The organism is Agaribacterium sp. ZY112 (assembly GCF_041346925.1).
Taxonomy (GTDB): domain Bacteria; phylum Pseudomonadota; class Gammaproteobacteria; order Pseudomonadales; family Cellvibrionaceae; genus Agaribacterium.
Genome location: NZ_CP166840.1, coordinates 2,113,896 through 2,139,096, shown reverse-complemented (window position 1 = coordinate 2,139,096; position 25,201 = coordinate 2,113,896). Strand labels below are relative to the sequence as shown.

Genomic DNA, 25,201 nt, shown 5'->3' with positions numbered 1-25,201 from the left:
TACTATTCGCTCAGTATTAATACACGGGAAGTTGATTACGAATCATAAATACGCGTGAGATTTGTTTTTCCATATACTTGGAGCCATCAAGACTCGGAGCAGGGTCTACCGAATTTAAACTCAAAGTAACTTTAATTCGATCGATTAAGGATTCAGCGCCGGCCGTTGCAACATCAGCCCACGTTGCATAACGTAAGTTGCCATTGGCTAATTGCCAGCCATACTCAACCTGCATATCATGTACACCCTCAACCAGCTCTTCACCATTGCGGGTCAATACACAATTTTGTTCTGCGCTTGCAGAACAAGTACCAGCCTGCCCACTTTCAACTTGATACTTTGCACGTGACTCACCCGCAAAAAGGTAAGGTAAAGACACATCTGCCGTTCTGGTTTGGCTCGCAGAGATTTTTAATGCAAAATGGTCCCCCAAGCTTAAATCCTGAGAAGCATTCTCTTGGCCACTGTTTAAACCGCTGCTAGCGGCAGTGCCAATAGCAAAATTAACAATACCATCACTAGAGGAGGGGGCATTTGTAATCATAAATACCGCCGCGCGAACACAGTTAGCAACATAAACAACATCAAACTGTTTCAGGTCTGAAAAATCTGGGTCCGTGTTATCAAGAGTCAGCTCACCTAGATTATCGTAAGCCGTAACTTGAATACGCTTACTTCTATCAGCATACCTAAGTAATACACTGTCACTGTTATTAATGCCGCTATTATCGGTCGTATCTCCAAGTACATAATGAACGTAGTCATATTCTTGGTTTTTTGCCGCATTGTTTTTTAAAGCATTAACAAAACGCCCTTGGCTTTCTGCACTGATCAAACCAAAACAACCACCTGAACCGGCTTGAGTTATATCACGCTCCAAACGGGTAAAGGCATAACGGGCATTTTCTTGAATTCTCGCCGCGCCTTCAAAGGTTCTTGAGTTTTGACTTGAGGTCGCATAGAGCTGAACGACACCCGCCAAAATAAAGGCGGACACAGTTAAGCTGACAAGTAACTCAACAAGGGTTAAACCCTGTTGGCGTAATAGCTCATACTTCACAGGCGCAACTCCAAGGTATAACAAGCCAAGTCGACAGCAGGATCTCCACCACACGCTGTTCCGGTAGGCTGAAGATTATCGTTGTCCCACATGATCGTTACGGTATACAAACCTGATGCGGCAAGGCTAATATCTGCTCGCCCCATCGGTAAGTTACTTTTCACTTCATTGGCCCACTGGCCAACGATAAGCTTCTTTTGATCTTCTTTAGTACAGCCTGCAGCCGCCGTTTGACAAGTAGGTGGAGCCGCTACTGAATCCGTATTAATGGCGTTAAAGGCATCGTCATCCGTAGTAACATCAACATCATCGTAGGCATAAATACGATCGACAATATCAGAAGCAAGTACGGGCACCATGCTCGAGTATTCAGCTCGTTGAGCGCTTTTAATACCCGTGGCCTGCATTGCAAGAATGCCTAACAGACCAATCGCAAGAATAAACAAAGAAATCAAACTCTCGATTAAAGCAACGCCTGTCTGATTCTTCTGTGTTCGAACTACGAGCATGTTGCAGCCCCCTTTTTCACTCTTGCGCTGCCAGAAGACGCAACACTAATCTCATGGGAGTTATCCACATCACCTGAAGCAAGGGCATTACCGGCACATAAGCGCAAAGAACTTAAGCTTCCTGTAGCTAAAGCGCCATAGCTATCAAAAGCCAAATATGCGCCCGATGAATACAGTGTATTTTGCCCATTAAGGCCTTGTTGTACCCTCAAGATACAATCTACAACGGGGTCACAATCCGCCGTAGTTAGTAAACCATCACCACTCTTATCAACATAAATAAGCCAGCCAGCACTCCAGTCTGAACTGGTCGCACAGCTTGTCGCATCTGTAGTGGCACAAAGTGCTACTTGTTCTTTAAGGCTAACCGCTTCGGTTCTAGCAAAAGCAATAGAGGATTTAAGAGTATTAAGATCTCCTCGTAACTCATTACCTCTTATCATGCCTGTCATTGCGGGTGCGGCGAGAGATGTAATAATCGCAAGAACTGCCATAGCGACTATAAGCTCGAGAAGGGTTAGACCGTTTTGTAATATATGAGTTTTCATAGACGCTACTCTACATGACCAATAATTAAAAGGGAGGGGCTTATGACGTAAGGTTACTAAAAGCGACAAATGGTTAATAAGCGCCATTTAAGTTGCTAGCTTACTGAAAGGAACACCAAATGAAATAGCGCTTAGATAGTTTCAAGAAAAAGTGTGACGCCGTATCAAATAAGAGGGCCTGGGTAGCCTAGCTCGAGCATAGCGCGGGACCAATTATAGACATGCGAGCCCGTCAAATATGAAGCGTTTAAAACTGAAGATGAATCAAGCATTAAGCTACTAACTGGAATACGAGCAACACTTGCTTGCGCACCATAGGTCACGATAAATTCACTATTATCGACACTAAGAGTCACACCTCTAGGGCGATCCAGCTCGATAAGTCTCAATAAACTTCCATCATCTAATGACCAGAACGTTAGCATATCTCCATCAGGATGGGTGGCCACCGCAATACCTTGTTTATCATGAATAGCAACACTCAGGGCCTCACCATACATCCTCCCTGCTACGACCGCCGGCTCTTGCCTGGTCTCTAAAACCCCTCCCGGTTTGCGAATGCTCACACCACCAACAAACTTATCCCCTAAACCCGCTCTAGGGGCGCTAACCACAACTAAATCACCTTGCTCGCTTATTGCAAAGTGCCCCGTATTCAAGTTCTTATTACTTAGCTCTATACGTTCAAGCAGCCTCTGACTCGCTACATCAATATATGTCACACAGGGCGCAGAGCCTCCCAATGGACCTCCCCCGTTAGTAACAACCAACGTCTTACCCGAATCAATCAACTTACATTCATGTGGCTCTTGTCCATACGAAGGAAACTCCCCAAGGTAACTCAAATCCCCCCCGTCACGAACGCCGATTACCCCTTCTCGGCTATCTAAAATCGTTTCTGTGCTTAAAAGCTCTTTACTATCCGCGGTATAAGCTCCGTGCCCATAAAAAAAGCGCCCCTTCTCAGGTGAAAGCTTGTGTATAACTTTATTTTCATCGATATCAAAAATAACTGCGCCAGGGCCTTTTTTTTCAAAAACAGCCATCACATTTTTCTGTATAGGCTTTCGATGGAAACCATGTGGTAAAAAATCGACGGGGCATAAATTAAGTTTTAACTGATCATACTTAACTGTAGAGATAACAAAGTGCTTACCATCAGGGTCGCTAAACTGCCCCCCCCCCACTAAGATATTGGGTTTAACTACGACATGTGGTTTTGTACACGACGGCAACACAGCAAGCAGTGGAAGATATGCGGAACGGTTTAATAATTGACGACGTGAAAACATGGAAGCTCCGAACTAAGAAGACAAATAAAAGCGGCAAACTCAAATAGTGCAGAGTGCGACAGATCAGTGCAAGAGCGATGTTGCTTTTATTTGATCTTAGATGGAGCTTAGATCTACCAGCAAACACCAGCCGAGTCTAGAGTGCTAGAACTGTTATAGGCAAGCTGGCTTCCCCTACTATCTAGGGTGAAACTTTTGCAAGAGCTGTCCGAAGCTTGAGCCCCCGTAGTTTTGGCTGTTGCTGTTAGCAAAAAGCAAGCCCCGTCAGAAGCACACGATGTATCTGCTGCTGTAACACTAACAGATATCGAATAATATCCGTTAGATGAGTCACTGCTTGTATTTAATACCGATAGATCATCCGTATACGTATTTTCTCGAAAGTAATATTTCTCTTGCTCCGAGGCTATATTTTGCAGCGCTTGCTTAGCATCAGCCCTTTTAGCTTTTTGACCCGACTTGGAATAACTCGACACTGCAAAGGCAGTTACAATACCTATAATAGCGACAACAACCATCATCTCAATCAGGGTAAAACCTTTATCTAACTTCTGCTTATACATATGTATTACCAATTAATAATAATTTCTCGCCAAGAAACACGCCCCGTTGCCGCACCTGCGGTTTGAGGCTGCACAACCGTCAAATCCCCTAGACCGCCTTGCACTACGGTTTTACCTTTAATAAATTTCACATCACGAACAAAACCAACGGCAATCGACTCGCTTTTTTTAGCAAGTGTTTTCCCTGATATAGTAGTGGTATCTTGAAAACCCGTTGCAGAGAATGGCGCTGCGGTACCAGTACCAAAGTGAACCAAATTAAGCATTGTTTCACCAAAAGGCTCACAGCGATCACCCGTACCTATGTATTCAGTAAAACCAACACTTAAGCCCGAGCTATCTGATTGGCCGGCATGTTTTGCTTTGCTATCAGAAAACTCAAACCTCCAACCGGGGCCTGTTTTAATTGCACTGCGTAACTCAACAAAGGAGTTAGGGTTATAGGTTGTGCCAGCGACACTAATCGTAGGTGTTGATCCAGAACCATTATAAATAGGGCCATTGGTTTTACCTTCATTAAACTCAACATGGATGTCTCCCACATCCGCAAGGTTCACCTCTGTTATCGGAGTCGCACCGTGTGGTTGGTAAATGCCGTAATAACCTTGTTGACCGGTAGAAAGATTATCCTCAGGAACATAAAAACGCCCTGTACCTGTAAACAACCACTGCTCCCCAGCAATATCCATTACATGTGGTTTACCAGAAAACGGCTTATTAACATCACTTAATACTTTGGCAGCGGTAGCCGATGTTATTTGTGTAGCTCCACTACCAAGGTTAAGTTTCATTAAACTACCTTCGGGGCTAGAAATCGTACCTTTTACCGTTCCGAAATAAACTTCATCATCTTCAAAGTCCCCATCCCAGTCAGCTGAAGTAAAGTCACCAGTAAAGGATGTGACCTCACTACTGAGCTCTAAATACCCAACACCGCCAAAAGAAACAAGAGACTTATTAAGTAAGTCAAAGGCGAATATTTTTGCAGTTTGATCACTAACCGCACTCTTTAAAGCTTCCTCTCTGGTAGTGTCATTACTACCATAAGGGCCACTACCAAAAACCAAATGCCAAGCATTATTTTGAAACTGCCCATTAGAATTTTGAGTACGTGATTTAACTAAAGCAGGCCTAGTGGTTGCAAAGCCCATATTAGGATGAGTAATTTCAGAGATTAATACAGGCTCTTTCTCTGGATTGGTGATATCAAAAATCACATAAGAAGAACCTGATGTATAATCATCACTAGTATCAACATCAAAATCACTATCCGGGTCAACGGTTATTTGAGCTCCACCAAAACGTAAACCTACAACCAAAATAGTTCCCCACCCACCAGGGTGATCTGCGTCATCAGAAAAAATATTTACTTCAAAAACTTGAGGAATACCATCAACATAATAAACATGCGGATAGTTGATACTAGGAAGCCATTGTAAGTGAGGAAGAACATTTGCCGGGACATAAGCCCACAATTCAGAGCCTAGAGGATGAGCAACTTTTCCGCTAATGCTTTTTACATAACCATTACCACTAGAGCTGTGTTTTAAGAACCCCCCATTTATGGCATGTAACATACCATCGTTTGCACCAACATAAACCATATGCCGTCTATCTTCATAATACTGTTGAAACTCTAAATAACTATCATCACCATATTTACTGTAATACTCTACGGATGAATCGGGTTCACCAACTACAGCGGGTGAAGAAGTCACAATATCTCCCAATAACCATGGCCTAAGAATACCGTCCCCAAGGTAATCTAAGGTTCGAGAGCGAGCACCACTTAGACCTTCCTCTCCTCGTATAAAGTTTACTAAGTCTTGAGCGCGACTACCTGTCGCACTATCCAAACCTAAAAGACGAAAATTATTTGAAACACCTCCGGCATCAGTAAATACCGTATCATCAAAATCAACGACCTCTGACGCCCTTATGTGACCATCAAAATCCGCATCGATTGCACTAATGATATGTCGCCCTGTGTCAGCAAGAGAATCATAAGCTCGCTGAGAAGTGTAGTCACTCACGGCTGCAAGCTGGTCTCGTGTATTCCACAAAGTTTTTAAATCTTCCAAACTAACATCTGTTTCAACCGGTAATGCAGAGACAGTTTCACCACCATCTGAGGTAGTATAAAGATCGGCTGTAGCATAATTTTCGGCCTCATGAATGGTGAATTTAATAACACGATCGTCATTAGTTAATACACCGTCCTCTTTCGTGTCTTCACGAACGTTACCGAAAGAATCAATAAATAAAGAATGTAAAATACCCAACCACTTTGCTTGGTTTCCGCTGTCATCAGTGGCTTCAGCTTTGTACATAGCCTGTACAACCATGGCTTCACCACCAGAAGTATTGGCAATAACCCCCGCAGCAGAGCTTGCTCGTAAATGTGCCGCTACTGAATTAAATACATCATTTAACCCCTCTACCAGCAAGGCTGGCTGATTCGCTAAAGTATAAGTATCCGGCTCACAGTCTCCATTAGCATCCCACTCATCAGTCGAACCACAATAATCAGAGCTACTTGGATCTGCACTATTTCGATTCCCTTTTGGGGCTACGCCATTATTAGGGTCATTATCATCATTTTCATCGACAAAACCGCCATATTTTGCAGCCATCCAAAGTGGGTTTTCTTCCCTCATTGGAGGATTAGTTTTATATTCTTGGGTATCAACAAAAAAAGTTCGAACGCTCTGTACACCGTCAAAATCACTACGCACATCATTGGTATTAGCGTAATACGCTAAGCCCGCAACATACCAACCATTATTATCTCTACCGCGAGTAGTACTTCCCAAGCTTCCCGAGTGGAAATTCTCTAAGGTACCGATAGTATCTGTTTCTGCATCTACATTAATGTCACTATCAGCATTTGATGGCTCTCCTGTTGGCACGCTCTGTCCTCCCGTTATACTTGTACCGGGAAGGTTATGATCAGCATGAGCAAATTGATCCCCAACCGCTACCATATAATTAGGCTGGCAAGAATCCAGTACAGGATCAACCCAATCTGAAGAGGAATTTATAACAGGAAAGTTATCTTTTTGATCATTAGTAAGCGCCAACAAAGAGCCACTGGCACCACTATATTCCGGTGTTGGCCCTAAAGCCTTAATATAGCGAAGGCCTTCATAAAATAATTCAGCAACTGGATCCGCACCTTTGTACCTTTCAGGCCCCAAACCAAAACTATTTATGTAATTAAGAATACCGCTATTATTAATCCCCTGACCTACATTTTGTAAACCATCAGGATCAAAGACAAGCTGCCCATATTGATTAACTTCAGCTTCAGGGTTAACTTCTAAATCGCCATTAACATCTGGTCTTAAATAACCAATATGCTTGGCATTTGCTCGTAAAAGCCCACCGTTACGAGCACGCCCATCTTGAGCACTATAACTGGTTAAAGCAAAACGCATTTGCTCTGCATGACGCTGCATCACACCTTCAGGCTTGTACCAAATGTCATTACCATTAGTATATTCCTCACAGTTCTCTTCAATACCAATACTGTCGTTACATACCTCAACAATGACATTGTATTCCCCCAGAGAAACACCTTTATCATCATAAAAACGAACTCTATTAGCGTAATTCCCTCCGTTATCAACACTTACCAATGCAGCACTAGAAAAAGGAGTAACTGTAGATGGGTCAACTATGAATGTACGACTACCATCCGAATTTGAACTTGTTAAACCCGATTTGCTAATGGCTTTAGTTCTAAATTTCCAATCTCCATAACGATGGGTTCGTGTTAATAATGTTTGTGCGGAGGGGCCAATTGTATCAACCAGCCGAGAACCACCTGTCATAGCACGACGGAACTGATCGAGAGCTGTCATCGTTGACCAATTTAAAAAATTACCGCTAAACTCACCACTGCACTCGTGTTTATCATTTGTTAAACCTACGGGCTTAAAATAATGAGGTTGTGGTTGAGTCGCCTGCCCATGACCATCACCTCGATAAGGCCCAATAGCATCTTGCTCTGTATTAGTATCAGATGAAAAATCAGTTTTGTTGTAAACATAACACTTATTAGAATCGAAATAGCCGATGTAACTAAAATCAGGGTCATAGCACACACCTACTGTTTCCGTTGATCCATCATCATCGATGTCAACATTTATCAAATCATAACAGGCGCTGTGTTTAAGGCTTTCATCGTAATAACCAACGGAGCTATCTGTATAAGCATTCTCTTGTTGAGTTAACTCTACCGACAAGCTAATCATGACAAAGGGGTCTGTAGTATCCACCAAAAATGGAGGAATAACGGAGAAATCTGAAGCACTAGCTGACCCAGAGTAAGCATTAGCACCCAACAAATGAGAACTAAAAAAAACACCAGCCACTAACATTCTTTTAAAACATGTAATCTTCATTTTATTTCCCCCACTAAATTGCAGGAACACGAGCGACAGATTGCAGCATAACTCGAGACTTTGCATCTCGGCTTTCTGCGAGAACAGTAAATCGGTAAAGTGCGATGCAGTTATTTGGTGATCCAGATGCACAAAGTAATGCACTGTTTGCATCTAAATCGCTATAACATAAAAACTCTGCAATATATTTAGGGTCAGAAAAACCGGGGTAGCCTGAAATATTAACCGTTTTATGACGAGAGCTAGTTTGCCAAACACTTAAATCACTACGCACCCAGTAGGGCTGCAAAGGAGGACTCACCGTACTTAAGGCGCATTCATGAGGCTCGTTATAGGTTGCATTCGCAGACAAGTAATTCCCATTAAAACAAAGCCCACCCAAACAAGTAGACCCAAAACAGCTAGCGCTATCAGTTGTACAATCTTGCACTGCATTAATGCTATGACCATTTAAGCCAAAATCATCTTCTACCCACTCCAAAGCAGACTCAGCTAGTTTAAAAGCTTGTAAACGATTTTGATTATAAGTCACCATTTTTAATTGGGTATTAGTGCTACGCATACTAGACATACCCAATAAGGTCATGACCAGTAAAATAATCAAGGCAACAATCAAGGTCGCACCTTTCTGCTGACTTAACATTAACTGCGTATTTTTCAAAATCATGAGCAGGCCTCCGTGCGATTACGCAATGACACAGTAGAGCTTACACGCTGACGCAAATAGCGGTCTTCATAGGTATAACCAGCGCCCAAATCTGTTTTAGTATCTTTCGGGTAGACTTGATTCTTAGAACGAAGAATCAATACCACTCGAGCAGTAAGCACACGATCCCAACCAACCCAGCCTGTAGCAGACGTTGCCTCATTAACCGTTATTTGATCTGCTGAATAATAACGATCTACCACGCAGTCACTATCTGTAGGGTTATTGTCGACCCCATAAACCACCTGCATATTTTCAACGCTCGGTAAAAACTCTTGCGCAATGGTCGTTGCCGAGGAAGAGCCCTCCTTCAGAACCACTCGATAAAGAGTTGGCAAACCAGAAACCGATGACGTACCAACAAAATAACCCGAGGTTTTAAATTTCAATAGAGCCGACCCCGGCCCATAAGTCACACCACTAACGTTATTAGCTGGCTCATTTGGCCCTCCACAACTATAAGCACCACCACTATTAGTGGCAGACAACGCTTTTTTACAGTTACCCGGAACCATACTGTTGCTTTTAGCATGATTTATATGAGCAGGGTTATTTGAATTGGGGCCTGTAACTTGAAACACCGACATTTGACTACAGTCAGTGTTGGCTATGACGAGAATTTCACCTTTATTAAATGGCTGACTTCCCGTTAAGTGTATGGTTGCCGATGACGGCGTATGAGAAGCAACTTGAGTACTGTCATCCTGCTCTCCTCGATTAACAATCAGGGCATCGGTACCACTTAAGATTGAACTCATCTCAGTAGGTAAATTAGAATCTGATGACTCATAACCTCGAATGCCATTGGTTTGAAACATCCAATCAGCATCGTCATCCGTTGCATTCAAGGTATTAGTCAATGAGCCATTACGATTACAACCAAAATAGCCAGCTAAACGAATCTCATAACCAAACTCATCAACAGCAAAGCGAGCATTTTCTTGAAGGTAAGTAATCTCTTGCTCATAAATATAGGCTTCTTTACTGTCAGACATAACACTGACCACGCCACCAACAATAAATAGACCAATGGCCATCGCTACCAATAATTCAACTAATGAGAGCCCACTGCATACGCGTTGATTCAATCGATTCATAATCTAAAGCCTATATCTAGCTGCTCTAATTCACCCTCGCCTTTACGCTCAACATCCATACGGATACTTATCGTATATTCTCGCAAGCCTACTGCCTGGGTAATGCTCGCTTCAGCTAGAGGTAGGCTCTTATTTAAGTCTATTAACCACTGAGCTTGATCCCACTGAGCTAACTGCTCTGCACTGCAATTTGTGCTGGTACAGTCTGTAGAGGCCGTCACCGCTGCCCCATAATCGAGTAAATAGCTATCCGCTACTGCTGAATTTGCTCCCATCCTCTCCATAATGTCCCAAGCAAGATTACTGGCTTGGCTATAAAGATAAGCCTGCTGATTTAACTGCAGAGAACGGTTTTGCAAGTTCATAAGACCAAGTAAGCCAATGCCCAGCACTAATACAGCAACCATTACCTCAATAAGCCCTGCTCCAGCCTGTAACTTCAAGCCGGTAAATGACCTATTCTCTAACATGAGAAATCCCCCCCACTTAGATCATTATGAACATCATTGTTATCACTATCTCGCGAAGCTAATGCGCGCCCTGTAAGCTCTACAAAAATGGCTCGAGCATATTTACTGTCTTTATCTGGCTCACAAAATAAAAACGTTTGCTGCTCGTCATTGTTAATGGAATATAAATAACCACGTTGATTAAAGCTCAGAGTTTTAACGTCATCACCGCTTGGCTCATCCATAAGCACAATACTGTTATTAGCTTTGGTTTCATAAACACGGATTAGCTCTTCAGTGCCATCTAAGACACCATTAGCGGAATTAGCTGAACTTGTACCACTGCCGTCATCGATAAAAACCAGCCAGCCTTCCGACCAGTCATCGCTGCCATTGCAAGTTAATGTTGATGCCGATTTGGCACAAATAGTCACAACGGTATTAGTTTCAATTGCTAACGCACGCGCTGTACTAAGCTCGGCTTGCAGCGCTCGCTGATCACTAAGAACTCGGTGCTTTTTGAGCATATGAGAAAAAGAGGGGATGGCGATAGACAATAAAATAGCCGCCATTGTCATCGTGATTAACAGCTCTATTAAGTTAAATCCTTGCTCTTGAGCTTTACAACTCATGTACATCTCCGCTGGCCAGTCGATCAAACGGCCCAAAGCCGCTAAGTAAAACTTAGTCGACCTATAGCAAAGTTGCCTATAAACACGGATAAGAGGAACGCCAGGGAGATAAACGGCGGCAAGAGATAAGGCAAAGGAAGGGCGTCACAAAACGCCCATAACAAGAAAGTATTAAGGCTTATTACTTATGCTGAGAACGCGATAAAAAAGCATCCAACAAAAGGCAAGCCGCTCCAGCGCAGATAGCTGAATCGGCAATATTAAACGCAGGGAAGTAAGCTGTTCCCCAGTAAAATTCGATAAAGTCGACGACGTAACCATAGGCTACGCGATCGTAAAGGTTACCAAGGGCACCACCAAGCACCAAGCTTAAGCCTGTAACCTCGAAGCCTGCTTTGCCGCCTATACGCCAAATCCATATCGCAAGCGCAATACTCACAACTGCGGCTAGAGCAGAGAGAGGCCAACGCTGCCCCCCGCCCACTTGATCAAAAATGCTAAAAGCGACACCGTAGTTATGGCGCAGAGTTAGATTAAACAACGATGGGATAACTTCTAAGCGCTCACCATAAGCAAAGCTTGCGCTCACCGCCATTTTTGTCCACTGGTCAAGCACAATAACAAGCGCCGCGATGGCAAACCACAACCACGGCAGAAGCTTAGATTTGTCGGTGCTTATGCTTGCCGGTTTAGGCGAACTCACGCTTCTCGCCCTCACCTTCTATATTGTCGACACAGCGCTGACAGATCTCTTTATGCTCAACATTGGCACCTACATCTTCTCGATGGTGCCAACAACGTACACATTTTGCCGCTTGCGTTTTACGAATCGTTAACTTAAGCCCTGCCAGTTCTGTTTCTTCAGCATCGGAGCCATCAGCTAGAGCATTAAGTGAGGCTTGAGAAGTGATCAAAACAAAGCGCAGCTCATCCCCCAAAAGAGACAGTGCCGAGCTCAACTCGTCATCACAATAAAGCTCTACTTCAGCTTCCAGTGATTTACCCACTTCACCCGCACTTCGCTTCTCTTCAAGCGCTTTATTCACTGCCGTTTTAACGGCTGCTACTTTTGCCCAAAGCTCATCATTGAGCTGCTCGTCATCAGCAAGCTCTGGAAGCTCAAGCCACTCTTGAATAAAGACTTCATCTCCCTGATAACCAGGTAACGCTTGCCAAATCTCATCTGCAGTAAACGAAAGAATCGGTGCAATCCAGCGCACAAATGCGTGGCTAATTTGATACAAGGCGGTTTGCGCTGAGCGTCGGGCTAAGCCATCGGCTTTAGCTGTGTACTGCCTATCTTTAATGATATCGAGATAAAAGCCGCCCATATCAACAACACAGAAATTGTGAAGTTTTTGATAAATTTGATGTAGGTTGTAATTCTCGTAACACTCTAGAATTTCTTTTTGCAATTTAGCCGCACGACTTACCGCCCAGCGATCCAAAGCAACCAGCTCACTGTTGTCGACCAAATCCGTCTCTGGATTAAAACCACTTAAGTTAGACAGCATAAAACGCGCAGTATTTCGAATACGTCGATACGAATCTGCTGTGCGCTTTAAGATCTCATCACTCACGCTCATATCGTTACTAAAATCTGTCGCCGCTACCCATAAACGCAACACATCTGCACCAAGATCATTACAAATCTTTTGTGGGCTAACGGTATTGCCAATGGATTTCGACATTTTTTTACCGTCGGCATCAACAGTAAAGCCATGAGTTAAGACTTGTTTATATGGGGCGTTACCATTAATGGCTATGGCCGTTTTCAAGGAGCTTTGGAACCAGCCACGATGCTGATCCGACCCTTCCAAATATAAATCAGCGGGGTAACGCAAATTATCCCGCTGTTTTAATACACTGAAATGAGTCACCCCTGAATCAAACCAAACATCCAGGGTATCAACAACCTTGCTGTAATTATCGGCCTCATCACCAAGTAGGCTACTTGCTTCAAGATCAAACCAAGCATCCATGCCTTCTTTTTCAATCAATAAGGCAACTTTCTCGATCAGCTCAGGGGTATTGGGGTGCAACTCTTGGCTTTCTTTGTGTACAAATAAACAAATGGGTACGCCCCAGGTGCGCTGACGGCTTACACACCAGTCTGGGCTGGAATCGAGCATAGAACGAATTCGCATTTCGCCCCAGTCAGGTATCCATTGCACACCATCAACAGAATCTTTTACCTGAGCCAATAAATTATTTTTCTCCATGCTGACAAACCACTGAGGTGTCGCACGGAAAATCAATGGTGTTTTTGTTCTCCAGCAATGAGGAAAACTATGCACAAACTTTTCTTGATGCAGCAGAGCCGACTTTTCTTCCAATAAAGCAATGACCTTATCATCGACTTTATAAACATGCTCACCCGCAAAGATTTCTACGCTATCGCGATAGATACCGCCCTCATCAACATAATTTAAGGTGCCAATGTTGTATTTCTTACCTACAACAAAGTCATCCATACCGTGATCAGGTGCCGTGTGAACGCAGCCCGTACCCGCATCCGTTGTAACATGCTCACCCAAAATAGCAGGTACTTTTCTGTCATAAAAAGGATGCTGAAGGACTAAGTTTTCAAGCACGGAGCCAACACAGCGACCAACAACCTCAAAGCTCTCAATACCACTGCGTTTAAGCACAGCTTCGTGTAAAGCCTCAGCCATGAGCAAACGCTCATCCCCCACTTGTAGCACAAGGTAGTCTATTTCAGGATTTAAACTAACGGCTTGGTTTGAAGGCAGAGTCCAAGGTGTTGTTGTCCAAATAACAATACTAACGGCTCCTGTTCCGGTCAAACCCTCGATACGAGAAGTCAAATCGGCTTCATCAGCCACAGCGAACTTAACATCGATACTAAATGATGTTTTATCTTGGTACTCAACTTCGGCTTCAGCTAAAGCAGAGCGGCCCACCACAGACCAATATACGGGTTTAAAACCTTTGTGCAGATGACCGTTTTCAGCAATCTTTCCAAGCGAGCGAACAATGTTAGCCTCAGTAAGAAAATCCATGGTCAAATATGGCTGATCCCACTCGCCAAGCACACCTAAACGAACAAAGTCTTTTAATTGGCCTGCAACTTGTTTAGCTGCGTAATCACGACACTTATTACGGAAGGTTTTGTGATCAACCTTAACGCCCGCCTTGCCAATTTTCTTTTCAACATTGTGCTCAATTGGTAAACCATGACAATCCCAACCGGGCACATAAGGCGCATCTTTACCACTTAAAGTCCGAGCTTTAACAATAATATCTTTAAGGATTTTATTAACCGCGTGACCGATGTGAATATCGCCGTTTGCGTAAGGAGGGCCATCATGCAAAATAAACTGCTCACGACCGGCACGGGCTTTACGAATTTTTTCGTAGAGTTTTTTCTCATTCCAAGCTTTAAGCATTTGCGGCTCGCGCTGAGCCAAGTTAGCTTTCATAGCAAAGCTGGTTTTAGGAAGATTTAAAGTTTGCTTGTAATCGGTCATAAGGCCAATAATATCTACATATTTAGTTCGGTTTCAGCTGAAGCAAAGAATGCTCTAGCCTGTTCAACATCGACAGCGATTTGTTGTTTTAACGCATCGATGCCTGAAAATTTCTTTTCATCCCTGATTTTTTTCATATAGCTAACACGCACAAAATCGCCATATAAATTTAAGGTTTTATCAAGCACATAGACTTCTAACTTGGCTTTATTTATACCATCAACAGTCGGCCTTGAACCAACGTTGGCAACCCCGTTATAAACACAGCCATTGTGCTCTAACAGCACCGCAAAGACGCCCTCCAAGGCGACTTTTCTACGCGCCAGTGCAATATTAGCGGTCGGAAAACCAATGCTACGCCCCAATTGCTGACCATAACTCACTCGCCCACAATTACTATAAGGTCGACCGAGTAAGGCCTTAACCGACGCTAGCTGCCCCTCTGCCAATAGGCTGCGCAGTCGTGTACTGCTGACCCGCTCCTCAGCGTGTTCATGCGTTTCGGTATCGGCCACCTCAAAACCCAGCTTACGTCCCTGCTGCTGTAAAAACTCAAAATCACCTGACCTATCACAGCCAAAGCGAAAGTCATCACCGACAATTAATGCTTTGCACTGAGTTGCATCCAGCAACACTTGCTCGACAAAACGCTCTGCGCTTAAAGCCCTTAAACGCGCATCGAACTTCAGGCACAATACTGCGTCTATACCTACTTCAGCCACTGCACTCACTTTTTCACGCAGGCGCATCAACCGTGCCGGAGCCCGCTCTTTCTGAAAAAACTCATTTGGCTGAGGCTCAAAAACAATAGCCAAAGAAGGCAGGCTTAAAGCTGAGGCTTTAGCACGTGCAGCCATCAACAACTGCTGATGGCCAAGGTGCACACCATCAAACGCGCCGATGGTGACAACATGGGCGCCAGCACACGCCTTGCGCATACTGTCTATACCACGATAAAAGTCCACCACTGCCATTCTTACCACTATCAAAAAAAGGCGCCAAGTATAACTCAGATTTAGCCCTAGGCGTGAGTCGGCTTAAGATGCCTAGGGCGCATTCCAGCAAGCAATAAGGCAAAGCCATAACTTACAAGCCCGCCCCCTACCAAAACACCTAATTGAAGGCAGCGATCAAACCAATCTAGAGCGGCATAATCCTGCTGCTGAGCCATTAACCAATAAACAACCGCACTCATAACTAAGGCCGCAAACACGAGCCTTAATAAGTAAATAGGCCAGTGCCCCTGTCCATCAAAAACACTCAGCTTAGATAGGCCACGATAGAGTAAAAAGGCATTGAGCGCTGCCGAACAGCTCGTTGCAGCAGCCAAACCAACATGACCGATATTCCACAGCCACAGTAAAGGCAAGACAAAGATCAAATTCAAAAACATATTGGCAATCATCGCAATCACACCAATACGCACGGGTGTTTTCATATCCTGACGACTAAAATACGCGCTCGCCAACACTTTGATAAGCATAAAGGCACACAAGCCCACCGCATAAGCTCTAAGGCTTAGTGCCGCCATATCCATATCATGAGCTGACATTTCCCCGTATTGAAATAAGGTATAAAGCAAAGGCTTGGCCAGCAAGATTAAGGCTAAGGCGGCAGGAATCGCTATCAACAAGACCATCTGCATGGCCCAAGCGAGCGTAGCGCCAAAACGCCCATCATCGGCACTGAACTGCCGACTTAGATTCGGCAAGATCACCGTTGCAATACCTACCGCAAAGACACCAAGAGGCAATTCAATGAGTCGATCTGAGAAGAATAACCAACCAATACTGCCGTCCACTAAAAACGACGCCAATATAGTGTCTAAGGTTAAATTGATTTGACTGACCGACACACCAAAAATAGCCGGCGCCATGAGCTTGAGCACTTTCTTAACCTGTTTATCCTTCCAATCCAACTTAGGCCTTGGCAATAAGGACAAGCGAGCCAAATAAGGCAGCTGCAAGGCAAGCTGCAATACCCCCGCAACAAATACAGCCCAAGCCAAAGCGTAAACTGGCTGCGCTAAGTGCGGCGACACAAATGCTGCAGCCGTAATTAAAGACAAATTTAAAAAGACAGGGGTTAACGCGGGCACAGCAAAACGGTCGTAACTGTTAAGAATACCGCCAGCAAAACCCGTCATTGAAATTAAAAACAAATACGGAAAGGTTATACGCAACAATTCAGAGGTGAGCCAAAATTTTTGCCACTGATCGTTAACAATAAAACCAAAACCAAAAATGGCAGCCACCAACGGCGCCGCTATAACAACTAAAACGGTAATCAGCAATAAGCTAAGGCCTAAACAGCCCGCAATGCGATCTACAAAATGCTTCACCGCAGCATGAGGGCCACTCTGCCTTAGCTCACTTAATACAGGCACAAAAGCCTGAGCAAAAGCGCCCTCTGCAAAGAGTCGGCGCAGAAAGTTAGGAACCTTAAAGGCGATATAAAAAGCATCAGCCTCACCACCAGCACCAATAAAGCGCGCAAGCAAAATGTCACGAACAAGGCCTAACACCCGTGAAATCATGGTCATGCCTGACACGATGGCGCTAGAGCGCAATAAACCTTTAGCCTTAGGGCGAGCTGAATCCGTCAAGTCCGACTCTCTTCTTGTGAAACAATCAATTTAGATACAAAGCCATGCCAGTCAGTACTGCAATACCGAAGGCATAGCTAATAGCACTTACTATTTACGAGCTTGAACTGAAAAGCAAAAAGCTCACAGAACTCAAACATAACAGACAAAAAAAACGGGCCATCAGGCCCGCTTTTAGCATCTAAGCACTCAGCAATTAGAGCAACAAGCGACGTACGTCGCCAAGAACCGCACTGAGATAAGTCAAGAAGCGACCTGCATCAGAACCATTCACGGCACGGTGATCGTAGCTCAAGCTCAATGGCAACATCAAACGAGGCTGGAACTCTTTACCATCCCAAATTGGCTTCATCGCCGCTTTAGAGACACCGAGAATACCGGCTTCAGTGGTGCTTACCATTGGCGTAAAACCAGTGCCACCAATTGGGCCAAGGCTCGAAATGGTGAAGCAGCCGCCCTGCATCTCATTTGGTTTCAACTTGCCATCACGCGCCTTACCTGCAAGCTCAATCAATTCTTGAGCAATTTGGTACACGCCTTTCTGATCGACATCGCGAATAACAGGAACCATCAAACCGCGAGGCGTATCAACCGCAATCGCGATATGAATAAACTTCTTCTGAATGATGTGCTCGCCGTCATTGTGCATAGCCACATTAAAACTTGGCTCAGCCTGCAAAGCAGCTGCTGCAGCTTTAATAATAAACGGCATAGGCGTCAGCTTAACACCGGCCTTTTCAGCTTCTGCTTTCATACCTTTGCGGAAAGCTTCCACATCGGTAATGTCGGCATCATCAAACTGAGTAACACGAGGAATGTTCAACCAGTTGCGTGTCATCGCTTCTGCAGTGAGCTGCTTAATCTTGCTCATTTTCTGCAGTTCAATCTCACCAAACTGAGAGTAATCAACCTCTGGCGGTGTTGGAATACCACTGCCAATAGCAACAGCAGGGCCACTTGCCTTGCTTTGTAGGGCGAGTTTAACGTAAGCCTTGATATCGTCTTTAGAAATACGACCTCGAGGACCAGTACCCTGCACCAAGGTCAAATCCACACCCATTTCACGCGCTAATTTACGTGAAGCTGGGCCTGCATAAACCTCAGAACCTGAGCTCTGAATCTCTTTGGGTGAGGCCTCAACAGTACGATCATGCTTAACTGGCTCAGGAGATACATGAGCAAGCTGAGGAGCAGGACTTGCACCTGAAGTAACAGGAGCAGGTGTCGCTGCAGGCGCTTGACCTTCAGCCTGCATGACCAAGATGGCGGAACCTTGGCTAACCTTGTCACCTTCTTTGATATGCAGGCTAAGCACTTTACCGCTGGCAGGAGAAGGAATATCCATTGAGGCTTTGTCGCTCTCTAGCACGATCAGTGAATCACCTTCATTCACCTCATCGCCTTCGGCAACGCAGATCTCGATAACATCAACGTTCTCCGAACCACCAATGTCTGGCACATCAACTGCAAGCTCAGCACTTGCTGCTGGCGCAGGCGCGGCTGCTTCAGGGGCTGCTGGAGCCGCAGCTTCAGCAGGAGCAGCATCACCAGAGGCCAATACTAAAATCGCATCGCCCTGGCTTAATTTATCACCTTCTTTAACGCTAATGCTAAGTACTTTACCCGCTGCAGGCGCAGGGATATCCATAGAGGCCTTATCACTCTCTAGCACGATAAGAGAATCACCTTCGGCAACCTCATCACCCACTGCAACACACATTTCGATAAGGTCTACAGAGTCAGCGCCACCTAAATCCGGCACGCTTACAGGAAGCTCTGCAACAGCAGCGCTTGCAGCAGGGGCTGCTGTTGCTGGAGCGGCTTGCTCAGCAGCAGGAGCCTCTTCGGCGCCCGTTTCAAGCTCAAGAATAAGGTCTCCCTCATTAACCTTATCGCCTTCTTTTACGCTCATAGCAACAATCTTACCGGCAGCTGGGCTAGGGATATCCATAGAGGCTTTATCCGACTCAACCACAATAAGCGCATCATCAACAGCAACTTCGTCACCAACAGCAACGCTTACTTCAATTACGTCTACGTTCTCCGCACCACCAATATCGGGCACGGTAATTTTTTCAATCGCCATGTTGTGCTCCTTATACCGTTAGTGGGTTTGCTTTTTCTGCGTCTAAACCGTATTTCTTAATTGCATCACTTACAACAGAAGCTTTAATAGTGCCTTCATCGGCCAAAGCTTTAAGTGCAGCAACCACAACATAATAACGATTCACCTCAAAGAACTTGCGTAGCTGTGAACGTGTATCAGATCGGCCAAAACCGTCTGTTCCCAATACGGTATAAGAACCAGGCATATAAGGGCGCAACTGCTCACTATAAGACTTCATGTAGTCAGTAGAGATCACAAACGGACCTTTAGTCGACTCAAGCGTCTCCGTGATATAGGCCTTCTGAGGCTCACTTTCTGGATGCATACGGTTCCAACGGTCTACCTGCTGACCATCACGAGCCAATTCGTTCACCGAAGTAACAGACCAAACATCACTCTCTACCGCAAAGTCATCACGCAACAATTCAGCCGCTGCTTCAACTTCACGCAAGATAGTCCCCGCACCCATAAGCTGAACGCTCTTCTTGGCTTTTTTCTTGGCTTCGTGAAGTTTGTAGATACCCTTAACGATACCTTCTTCAGCGCCAGTTGGCATATCTGGGTGGGTGTATTGCTCATTCATGGTAGTCACGTAATAAAAGACATTTTCTTTGTCTTTATACATACGCTTCAAACCGTCGGCGAGGATCACTGCCAGCTCATGACCGTAAGTTGGGTCATAGGTACGGCAATTAGGGATCGTATTTGCCAACAAGTGGCTGTGACCATCCTGATGCTGAAGACCTTCGCCGTTCAAGCTAGTACGACCCGCTGTCGCACCGATCAAGAAACCACGCGCCTGTGCATCGCCAGCCAACCATGCCAAGTCACCAATGCGCTGGAAACCGAACATAGAATAATAAACATAAAAAGGAATCGTCGGTGAACGATAGGTACTGTATGAAGTTGCAGCAGCAATCCACGCAGACATTGCACCGGCTTCATTGATCCCCTCTTCAAGGATCTGGCCTTTTTTATCTTCTTTGTAGTACATGATCTGATCGTGATCATGTGGCACATATTTCTGGCCAGCAGCGCTATAAATACCCAACTGGCGGAACATGCCTTCCATACCAAAAGTACGGGCCTCATCAGGAACGATAGGCACAACCTGCTTACCGACTTTTTTGTCTTTAGCTAAGGTCGACAAGAAACGTACAAAACTCATGGTGCTTGAGATTTCACGCTCACCACTGTTTTTCAGTAGCGCTTTAAAGGTATCAAGCTCAGGCACTTCTAGCTCGTCAAAATCACCGTGACGCGCAGGAACAAAACCACCCAGTGCTTGACGGCGCTCGTTCATGTACTTGATTTCCGGGCTGTCAGGCGCAGGACGATAATAAGGGACGTTTTTCAGCTCTTCATCAGAAACAGGGATTTCGAAACGGTCACGGAAAGCTTTCAGGTCATCGTAACCAAGTTTCTTAACGTTGTGAGCGATATTGGCAGACTCACTGCCAGCACCCAAACCATAACCTTTTACGGTTTGAGCCAAGATTACAGTAGGCTGACCTTTGGTTGAAGTCGCGGCTTGATAAGCAGCGTACACTTTCTGAGGATCGTGACCACCGCGCTGTAACGCGAAGATCTCATCGTCAGTCATGTCTTTAACCAATTCAAGTAATTCTGGGTACTTACCAAAGAAGTGCTCACGAGTATAAGCGCCGCCATTGGCTTTGTAGTTTTGCATCTCACCGTCACAGACTTCGTCCATGCGCTTTTGCAATAAACCACTCTTGTCTTTCTCAAGAAGCTTATCCCAGCCCTTGCCCCAGACAACTTTAATCACATTCCAGCCAGCGCCACGGAAAACACCTTCAAGCTCTTGCATAATCTTACTGTTACCACGAACAGGGCCATCAAGACGCTGTAAGTTACAGTTGATCACAAAGATGAGGTTGTCGAGTTTCTCACGGCCAGCAAGAGAAATTGCACCTAGTGATTCTGGTTCATCACACTCGCCGTCACCAAGGAAAGCCCAGACTTTACGATCGCCACGAGTAGCAAGACCACGCGAATCCATGTACTTCATGAAGTGCGCTTGGTAGATAGACGTAATTGGACCAAGGCCCATAGATACCGTTGGGAACTGCCAATAATCAGGCATTAACCAAGGATGAGGATAAGAACTTAGGCCATCACCATCAACTTCACGGCGGAAGTTATCAAGCTGATCTTCACTAAAGCGACCTTCCAAATAAGAGCGCGCATAGATACCAGGAGCAATGTGCCCCTGATAATAAACCAGATCGCCTGAACCGCTGCCAGTGTCCGCTTTAAAGAAGTGGTTAAAGCCCACATCATAAAGCAAACACGAGGATGAAAAGGAAGAGATATGGCCGCCAAGACCTTCATTGTTGTCATTGGCACGGACTACCATTGCAATCGCATTCCAACGAATAAGAGCACGTAAACGACGCTCTAAATAAGCATCACCCGGCTTATGCGGCTCATCTTTAACCGCAATTGTATTGGAATAAGGTGTGGTGATTGCCGATGGCAAACGTACACCTGAGCTGGTAGCTGTATTCGCTAGCTGAGAAAGCAAGAAAGCCGCTCGTTCTTCGCCATTGTGGCGGATTACAGACTCGAGCGCTTCAACCCATTCCTGAGTTTCGAGCACATCAGTTTCATCTAGCATTTAAGCCTCCTAAGTTCAGACTGGGTCTTTCATCCCCAGTAATTGATAAGCTGTCTACCGGGCTGAGTGTCAGCCACAGGTAAACCTAAAGCACCCACTTTTGGTGGATTTCACAGTCGCCCTAAAGCAACTGCGATGAAAATTAAAAAACCAGCTCACGGCTGGCTTTTGACCTGATTTGCAGCATAAAGCTCAAACCTTGCGCAGTTCGCCGCCAAAACACTCAATATAGCGGCAAAATAAACGGCGCAACGATTCTACACGGCTCACTGCGCAATATCCAGCTAAGGGCGGCATAGTCGGCAGACAGAACACCGATTAAAAGCACCCAAATGCACCAAAGTGCAGCGTTTTTCGCCGAACGCGAATTAAAGCTCTAGCTCAGACGATTCCTCAACCACTGACGCCTCATTCGTTAAAGACGTTGGCCAAGCATTCAGAATCGCGTTTACCAAGGTTGCCAATGGTATGGCAAAAAACACACCCCACAAGCCCCATAAACCGCCAAATACTAAGACAGCAAGAATAATCGCTACCGGATGCATTTTAACCGCTTCCGAAAATAACAGCGGTACAAGTACGTTGCCATCCAAGGCCTGAATCACAGCATAGACAAATAAAAGCCAAAAGAAATCGGCGCTCCAACCCCACTGAAAAAAGCCAATCGCGGCCACAGGAATCGTCACTACCGCCGCGCCGATATAGGGAACCAATACGCTAAAACCCACGACAACACCAAGCAATAAGGCGTACTTCAAACCCAAAACGCCAAAACAAATTGCAGAAACACCGGCAACAATCACGATCTCGATAAACTTACCACGAACATAGTTAGCAATCTGCTGATTCATTTCTCGCCATATTTTACGCATGACGGGGCGCTTACTTGGCAGCAACGAACCAAGCCACGACATCATCAGATCAGCGTCTTTTAAAAAGAAAAAAACCAAAATAGGCACAAGCACCAAATAAATAAGCACGGACAATAAAATAGGGATCTGCGCCAAGGAGAAAGACAAAACCACTTGGCCGGCATCGCCTAAGCGAGTATGCAGTGTACCTATTAAGTCATTGACCTGAGACTCGCTCACCAAAGCAGGATAGCGCTCCGGCAGCAGCAACATCAGGGCCTGACCATCTTGCAGCATGCGCGGCGTCTCTTTCACCAAGTTATGCGCCTGCTTCCAAACAGCAGGTAAAACATAAACCAGAGCCAGAACCATGGAGCCTGCCAAGATTAAAAAGGCAAGACTAACTGCGGTTTTATGACCAACACCCCATTTTTTTAGGCGAGATACAACCCCTTGCATCATAAAAGCAATAATCACAGCCGTAATCATCGGCGCAAGTACCCCCCCAAGTTGAATCACCACAATAAAGCCAACAATCAACAAGACGGCAACGAGTACAGCTTCCTCGTCAGCAAAATAGCGTTCCATCCAGCCTTTAAATACGGTCAACATAAATTAATTTTGACTCCGATCGAGAGTTTCAGGGATGATGAGCGCCATTAGTATTACTTGATTCACGGGGAACTCCAACGAATCAAAGGCATCTAAAAAGCCTGTTACACATTAAGGATAACCCAGCTTGCTCATGCAAAAGCGACAGTATAATGCATCTACAGCAAGCAAAAGACTATGAAAGCTTCATTTCTATGCTCACTACTACTCAGCCTAGCTTCAGTAGTCAGCCTTCAAGCAAGCGCTAACGACCTCAACCTTCCCGACTTAGGCGGGGCAAGCGGTGGCCTGATTAGCACCTCACAAGAATACGAACTTGGCCAGCAGTGGCAGAGAATGTTTCGCTCTCAAACTAAGACTTCTGGCGACCCATTTATCCAGAGTTATACTGAAAAGCTGATAAAAAATCTCGCTAACTACAGCGAGCTTAAAGACAAACGTCTCGACATCATCGTTGTAGAAAATCCCAACCTAAACGCGTTTGCCGTTCCCGGTGGTGTCATTGGTGTTAATACCGGCCTATTCGCTTATGCCGAAACCGAGCAGCAGTTTTCTTCTGTTATGGCTCACGAATTAGCGCATATCAGTCAGCGCCATTTTGCGCGTCGAGTAGACGACCAAAAAAACAACAGTATTCCAAACCTTGCTGCTTTGCTAGCCAGTATTCTAGTGATGGCTACTGCAGGTGGTGATGCGGGGGTTGCAGCTATCGCAACCGCAAGGGGTGTTGCGGTAGACCAACAACTTAGTTTTAGTCGGGATATGGAGCGAGAAGCAGACCGAGTCGGTATGGCAACCATGGTCAGAGCCGATATGAACCCTTACGCTATGCCTGAAATGTTTGAGCAAATGCTGCATGCCTCACGCTTTCAGCGCCGTCCACCCGAGTTTTTAATTACTCACCCACTTACAGAAAGCCGAGTCAGTGATGCCAAACTTCGCGCCCAACAATATGTACGCAAACAAGAGCCCTACAGTAGAGAATTTCAGTTGGTAAAGGTTCGCGCAGCCCTTATTCACGAAAAGAACCCAGCTTTAGCCGTAAAACAGTTTCAAAGTGAATTAACCTTGCGCAGCGGCTCCGAACAAACATCGCGCTACGGGCTAGCATTGGCTCAATTAAAATCGCACCAATACAAGAAAGCCTTGGAAAACTTCGAACTGCTGCTTAGCAAAGAGCCCCAAAATCTACACTTTATCATTGGTAAAGCCCAAGCTCAGGTAGCCTTAAAACAAGCTGAACCTGCAATAGCATCACTTGAAAAAGAGATTGCTCAAAAGCCAAGTAATCACGCTTTAAATATGTATTTAAGTGAGCTTTACCTCGAAGCAGGCCGCTATAAAGAAGCCGAAAACTTACTGGCCGCTCACAGTAAGCGCCGCCCTAAAGATGAGCATGTGTGGTATCAGCTTGCCGAAGCACATGGTTTAGCTGGCAATATCTATGATGTGCACACTGCCAGAGCAGAGTACTTCCTGCTCAATGGCATGTATCGCCAAGCGGAAAACCATCTGCGCAGCGCTCTGCGCATGATTAAGCAAGACGATCGCCGCCGCCAAGGACTAGAAGAGCAAATAAAGCAGATTCAACGCATGCAAAACCGACAAGCCATCTAGCCAATCACACTCGCT

General features: G+C 45.2%; 18 protein-coding genes. 1 reads left to right on the top strand and 17 read right to left on the bottom strand.

The annotated features are described in order from the left end of the window. Positions 1 to 16: 16 nt before the first annotated feature. The 17 genes from AB1S55_RS09425 to AB1S55_RS09345 all read right to left on the bottom strand — a co-directional run bounded on the left by AB1S55_RS09425 (position 17) and on the right by AB1S55_RS09345 (position 23,569). The gene (locus tag AB1S55_RS09425) at positions 17 to 1,060 is read right to left on the bottom strand and encodes a prepilin-type N-terminal cleavage/methylation domain-containing protein (RefSeq protein ID WP_370981558.1); all 1,044 of its coding nucleotides are present in this window, start codon (positions 1,058 to 1,060) and stop codon (positions 17 to 19) included. Next, entirely contained in the window at positions 1,057 to 1,569 is a 513-nt protein-coding gene (gene pilV, locus AB1S55_RS09420; protein WP_370981557.1) for a type IV pilus modification protein PilV, read from the bottom strand. Before pilV (AB1S55_RS09420) ends, AB1S55_RS09425 begins: the two co-directional genes overlap by 4 nt. Next, positions 1,560 to 2,117: a GspH/FimT family pseudopilin gene (locus AB1S55_RS09415; RefSeq protein ID WP_370981556.1), complete on the bottom strand. Its 558-nt coding sequence runs from the start codon at positions 2,115 to 2,117 to the stop codon at positions 1,560 to 1,562. Before AB1S55_RS09415 ends, pilV (AB1S55_RS09420) begins: the two co-directional genes overlap by 10 nt. Positions 2,118 to 2,281: 164 nt before the next feature. Then, positions 2,282 to 3,409, bottom strand: a complete 1,128-nt coding sequence (locus tag AB1S55_RS09410) for a DUF1513 domain-containing protein (RefSeq protein ID WP_370981555.1) — start codon at positions 3,407 to 3,409, stop codon at positions 2,282 to 2,284. Between the two features lie 113 nt (positions 3,410 to 3,522). Next, on the bottom strand, positions 3,523 to 3,972 hold the full coding sequence (locus tag AB1S55_RS09405) for a type IV pilin protein (RefSeq protein WP_370981554.1): 450 nt from the start codon (positions 3,970 to 3,972) through the stop codon (positions 3,523 to 3,525). Between the two features lie 5 nt (positions 3,973 to 3,977). Then, entirely contained in the window at positions 3,978 to 8,378 is a 4,401-nt protein-coding gene (locus AB1S55_RS09400; RefSeq protein ID WP_370981553.1) for a pilus assembly protein, read from the bottom strand. 13 nt (positions 8,379 to 8,391) lie between these two features. Then, positions 8,392 to 9,045 (bottom strand): PilX N-terminal domain-containing pilus assembly protein, encoded by a 654-nt coding sequence (locus AB1S55_RS09395; protein ID WP_370981552.1) that lies wholly within the window; start codon positions 9,043 to 9,045, stop codon positions 8,392 to 8,394. Then, a complete protein-coding gene (locus tag AB1S55_RS09390; protein WP_370981551.1) occupies positions 9,042 to 10,181 on the bottom strand; it encodes a PilW family protein in 1,140 nt (379 codons plus the stop codon). The genes AB1S55_RS09395 and AB1S55_RS09390 overlap by 4 nt, the downstream gene beginning before the upstream one ends. Beyond that, the gene (gene pilV / locus AB1S55_RS09385) at positions 10,178 to 10,651 is read right to left on the bottom strand and encodes a type IV pilus modification protein PilV (RefSeq protein ID WP_370981550.1); all 474 of its coding nucleotides are present in this window, start codon (positions 10,649 to 10,651) and stop codon (positions 10,178 to 10,180) included. The genes AB1S55_RS09390 and pilV (AB1S55_RS09385) overlap by 4 nt, the downstream gene beginning before the upstream one ends. Continuing rightward, entirely contained in the window at positions 10,645 to 11,262 is a 618-nt protein-coding gene (locus tag AB1S55_RS09380; RefSeq protein WP_370981549.1) for a GspH/FimT family pseudopilin, read from the bottom strand. Before AB1S55_RS09380 ends, pilV (AB1S55_RS09385) begins: the two co-directional genes overlap by 7 nt. A gap of 181 nt (positions 11,263 to 11,443) precedes the next feature. Beyond that, positions 11,444 to 11,965: a signal peptidase II gene (gene lspA, locus AB1S55_RS09375; protein ID WP_370981548.1), complete on the bottom strand. Its 522-nt coding sequence runs from the start codon at positions 11,963 to 11,965 to the stop codon at positions 11,444 to 11,446. Further along, a complete protein-coding gene (gene ileS / locus AB1S55_RS09370; protein ID WP_370981547.1) occupies positions 11,952 to 14,753 on the bottom strand; it encodes an isoleucine--tRNA ligase in 2,802 nt (933 codons plus the stop codon). The genes lspA and ileS overlap by 14 nt, the downstream gene beginning before the upstream one ends. A 14-nt stretch (positions 14,754 to 14,767) precedes the next feature. After that, positions 14,768 to 15,727 (bottom strand): bifunctional riboflavin kinase/FAD synthetase, encoded by a 960-nt coding sequence (gene ribF, locus AB1S55_RS09365; RefSeq protein WP_370981546.1) that lies wholly within the window; start codon positions 15,725 to 15,727, stop codon positions 14,768 to 14,770. A gap of 47 nt (positions 15,728 to 15,774) precedes the next feature. Beyond that, positions 15,775 to 17,358 carry a murein biosynthesis integral membrane protein MurJ gene (gene murJ, locus AB1S55_RS09360; protein ID WP_370981545.1) on the bottom strand — a complete coding sequence of 528 codons (1,584 nt, stop codon included), beginning with the start codon at positions 17,356 to 17,358 and terminating at the stop codon, positions 15,775 to 15,777. A gap of 196 nt (positions 17,359 to 17,554) precedes the next feature. Further along, entirely contained in the window at positions 17,555 to 19,444 is a 1,890-nt protein-coding gene (aceF, locus tag AB1S55_RS09355; protein WP_370981544.1) for a pyruvate dehydrogenase complex dihydrolipoyllysine-residue acetyltransferase, read from the bottom strand. Between the two features lie 10 nt (positions 19,445 to 19,454). Next, positions 19,455 to 22,106 (bottom strand): pyruvate dehydrogenase (acetyl-transferring), homodimeric type, encoded by a 2,652-nt coding sequence (aceE, locus tag AB1S55_RS09350; protein ID WP_370981543.1) that lies wholly within the window; start codon positions 22,104 to 22,106, stop codon positions 19,455 to 19,457. Positions 22,107 to 22,474: 368 nt separating this feature from the next. After that, positions 22,475 to 23,569 (bottom strand): AI-2E family transporter, encoded by a 1,095-nt coding sequence (locus tag AB1S55_RS09345; protein ID WP_370981542.1) that lies wholly within the window; start codon positions 23,567 to 23,569, stop codon positions 22,475 to 22,477. Between the two features lie 177 nt (positions 23,570 to 23,746). On the opposite strand from AB1S55_RS09345, the gene AB1S55_RS09340 reads away from it, so the two are divergent. Then, positions 23,747 to 25,186: a M48 family metalloprotease gene (locus AB1S55_RS09340; RefSeq protein WP_370981541.1), complete on the top strand. Its 1,440-nt coding sequence runs from the start codon at positions 23,747 to 23,749 to the stop codon at positions 25,184 to 25,186. Positions 25,187 to 25,201 lie beyond the last annotated feature (15 nt).

Bases quoted from the DNA above. Each gene is read 5' to 3' on its own strand.
- pilV (WP_370981557.1), bottom strand. From the start codon at position 1,569: ATGCTCGTAGTTCGAACACAGAAGAATCAGACAGGCGTTGCTTTAATC.
- AB1S55_RS09415 (WP_370981556.1), bottom strand. From the start codon at position 2,117: ATGAAAACTCATATATTACAAAACGGTCTAACCCTTCTCGAGCTTATA.
- AB1S55_RS09410 (WP_370981555.1), bottom strand. From the start codon at position 3,409: ATGTTTTCACGTCGTCAATTATTAAACCGTTCCGCATATCTTCCACTG.
- AB1S55_RS09405 (WP_370981554.1), bottom strand. From the start codon at position 3,972: ATGTATAAGCAGAAGTTAGATAAAGGTTTTACCCTGATTGAGATGATG.
- AB1S55_RS09400 (WP_370981553.1), bottom strand. From the start codon at position 8,378: ATGAAGATTACATGTTTTAAAAGAATGTTAGTGGCTGGTGTTTTTTTT.
- AB1S55_RS09395 (WP_370981552.1), bottom strand. From the start codon at position 9,045: ATGATTTTGAAAAATACGCAGTTAATGTTAAGTCAGCAGAAAGGTGCG.
- AB1S55_RS09390 (WP_370981551.1), bottom strand. From the start codon at position 10,181: ATGAATCGATTGAATCAACGCGTATGCAGTGGGCTCTCATTAGTTGAA.
- pilV (WP_370981550.1), bottom strand. From the start codon at position 10,651: ATGTTAGAGAATAGGTCATTTACCGGCTTGAAGTTACAGGCTGGAGCA.
- AB1S55_RS09380 (WP_370981549.1), bottom strand. From the start codon at position 11,262: ATGAGTTGTAAAGCTCAAGAGCAAGGATTTAACTTAATAGAGCTGTTA.
- ileS (WP_370981547.1), bottom strand. From the start codon at position 14,753: ATGACCGATTACAAGCAAACTTTAAATCTTCCTAAAACCAGCTTTGCT.
- ribF (WP_370981546.1), bottom strand. From the start codon at position 15,727: ATGGCAGTGGTGGACTTTTATCGTGGTATAGACAGTATGCGCAAGGCG.
- aceF (WP_370981544.1), bottom strand. From the start codon at position 19,444: ATGGCGATTGAAAAAATTACCGTGCCCGATATTGGTGGTGCGGAGAAC.
- aceE (WP_370981543.1), bottom strand. From the start codon at position 22,106: ATGCTAGATGAAACTGATGTGCTCGAAACTCAGGAATGGGTTGAAGCG.
- AB1S55_RS09345 (WP_370981542.1), bottom strand. From the start codon at position 23,569: ATGTTGACCGTATTTAAAGGCTGGATGGAACGCTATTTTGCTGACGAG.
- AB1S55_RS09340 (WP_370981541.1), top strand. From the start codon at position 23,747: ATGAAAGCTTCATTTCTATGCTCACTACTACTCAGCCTAGCTTCAGTA.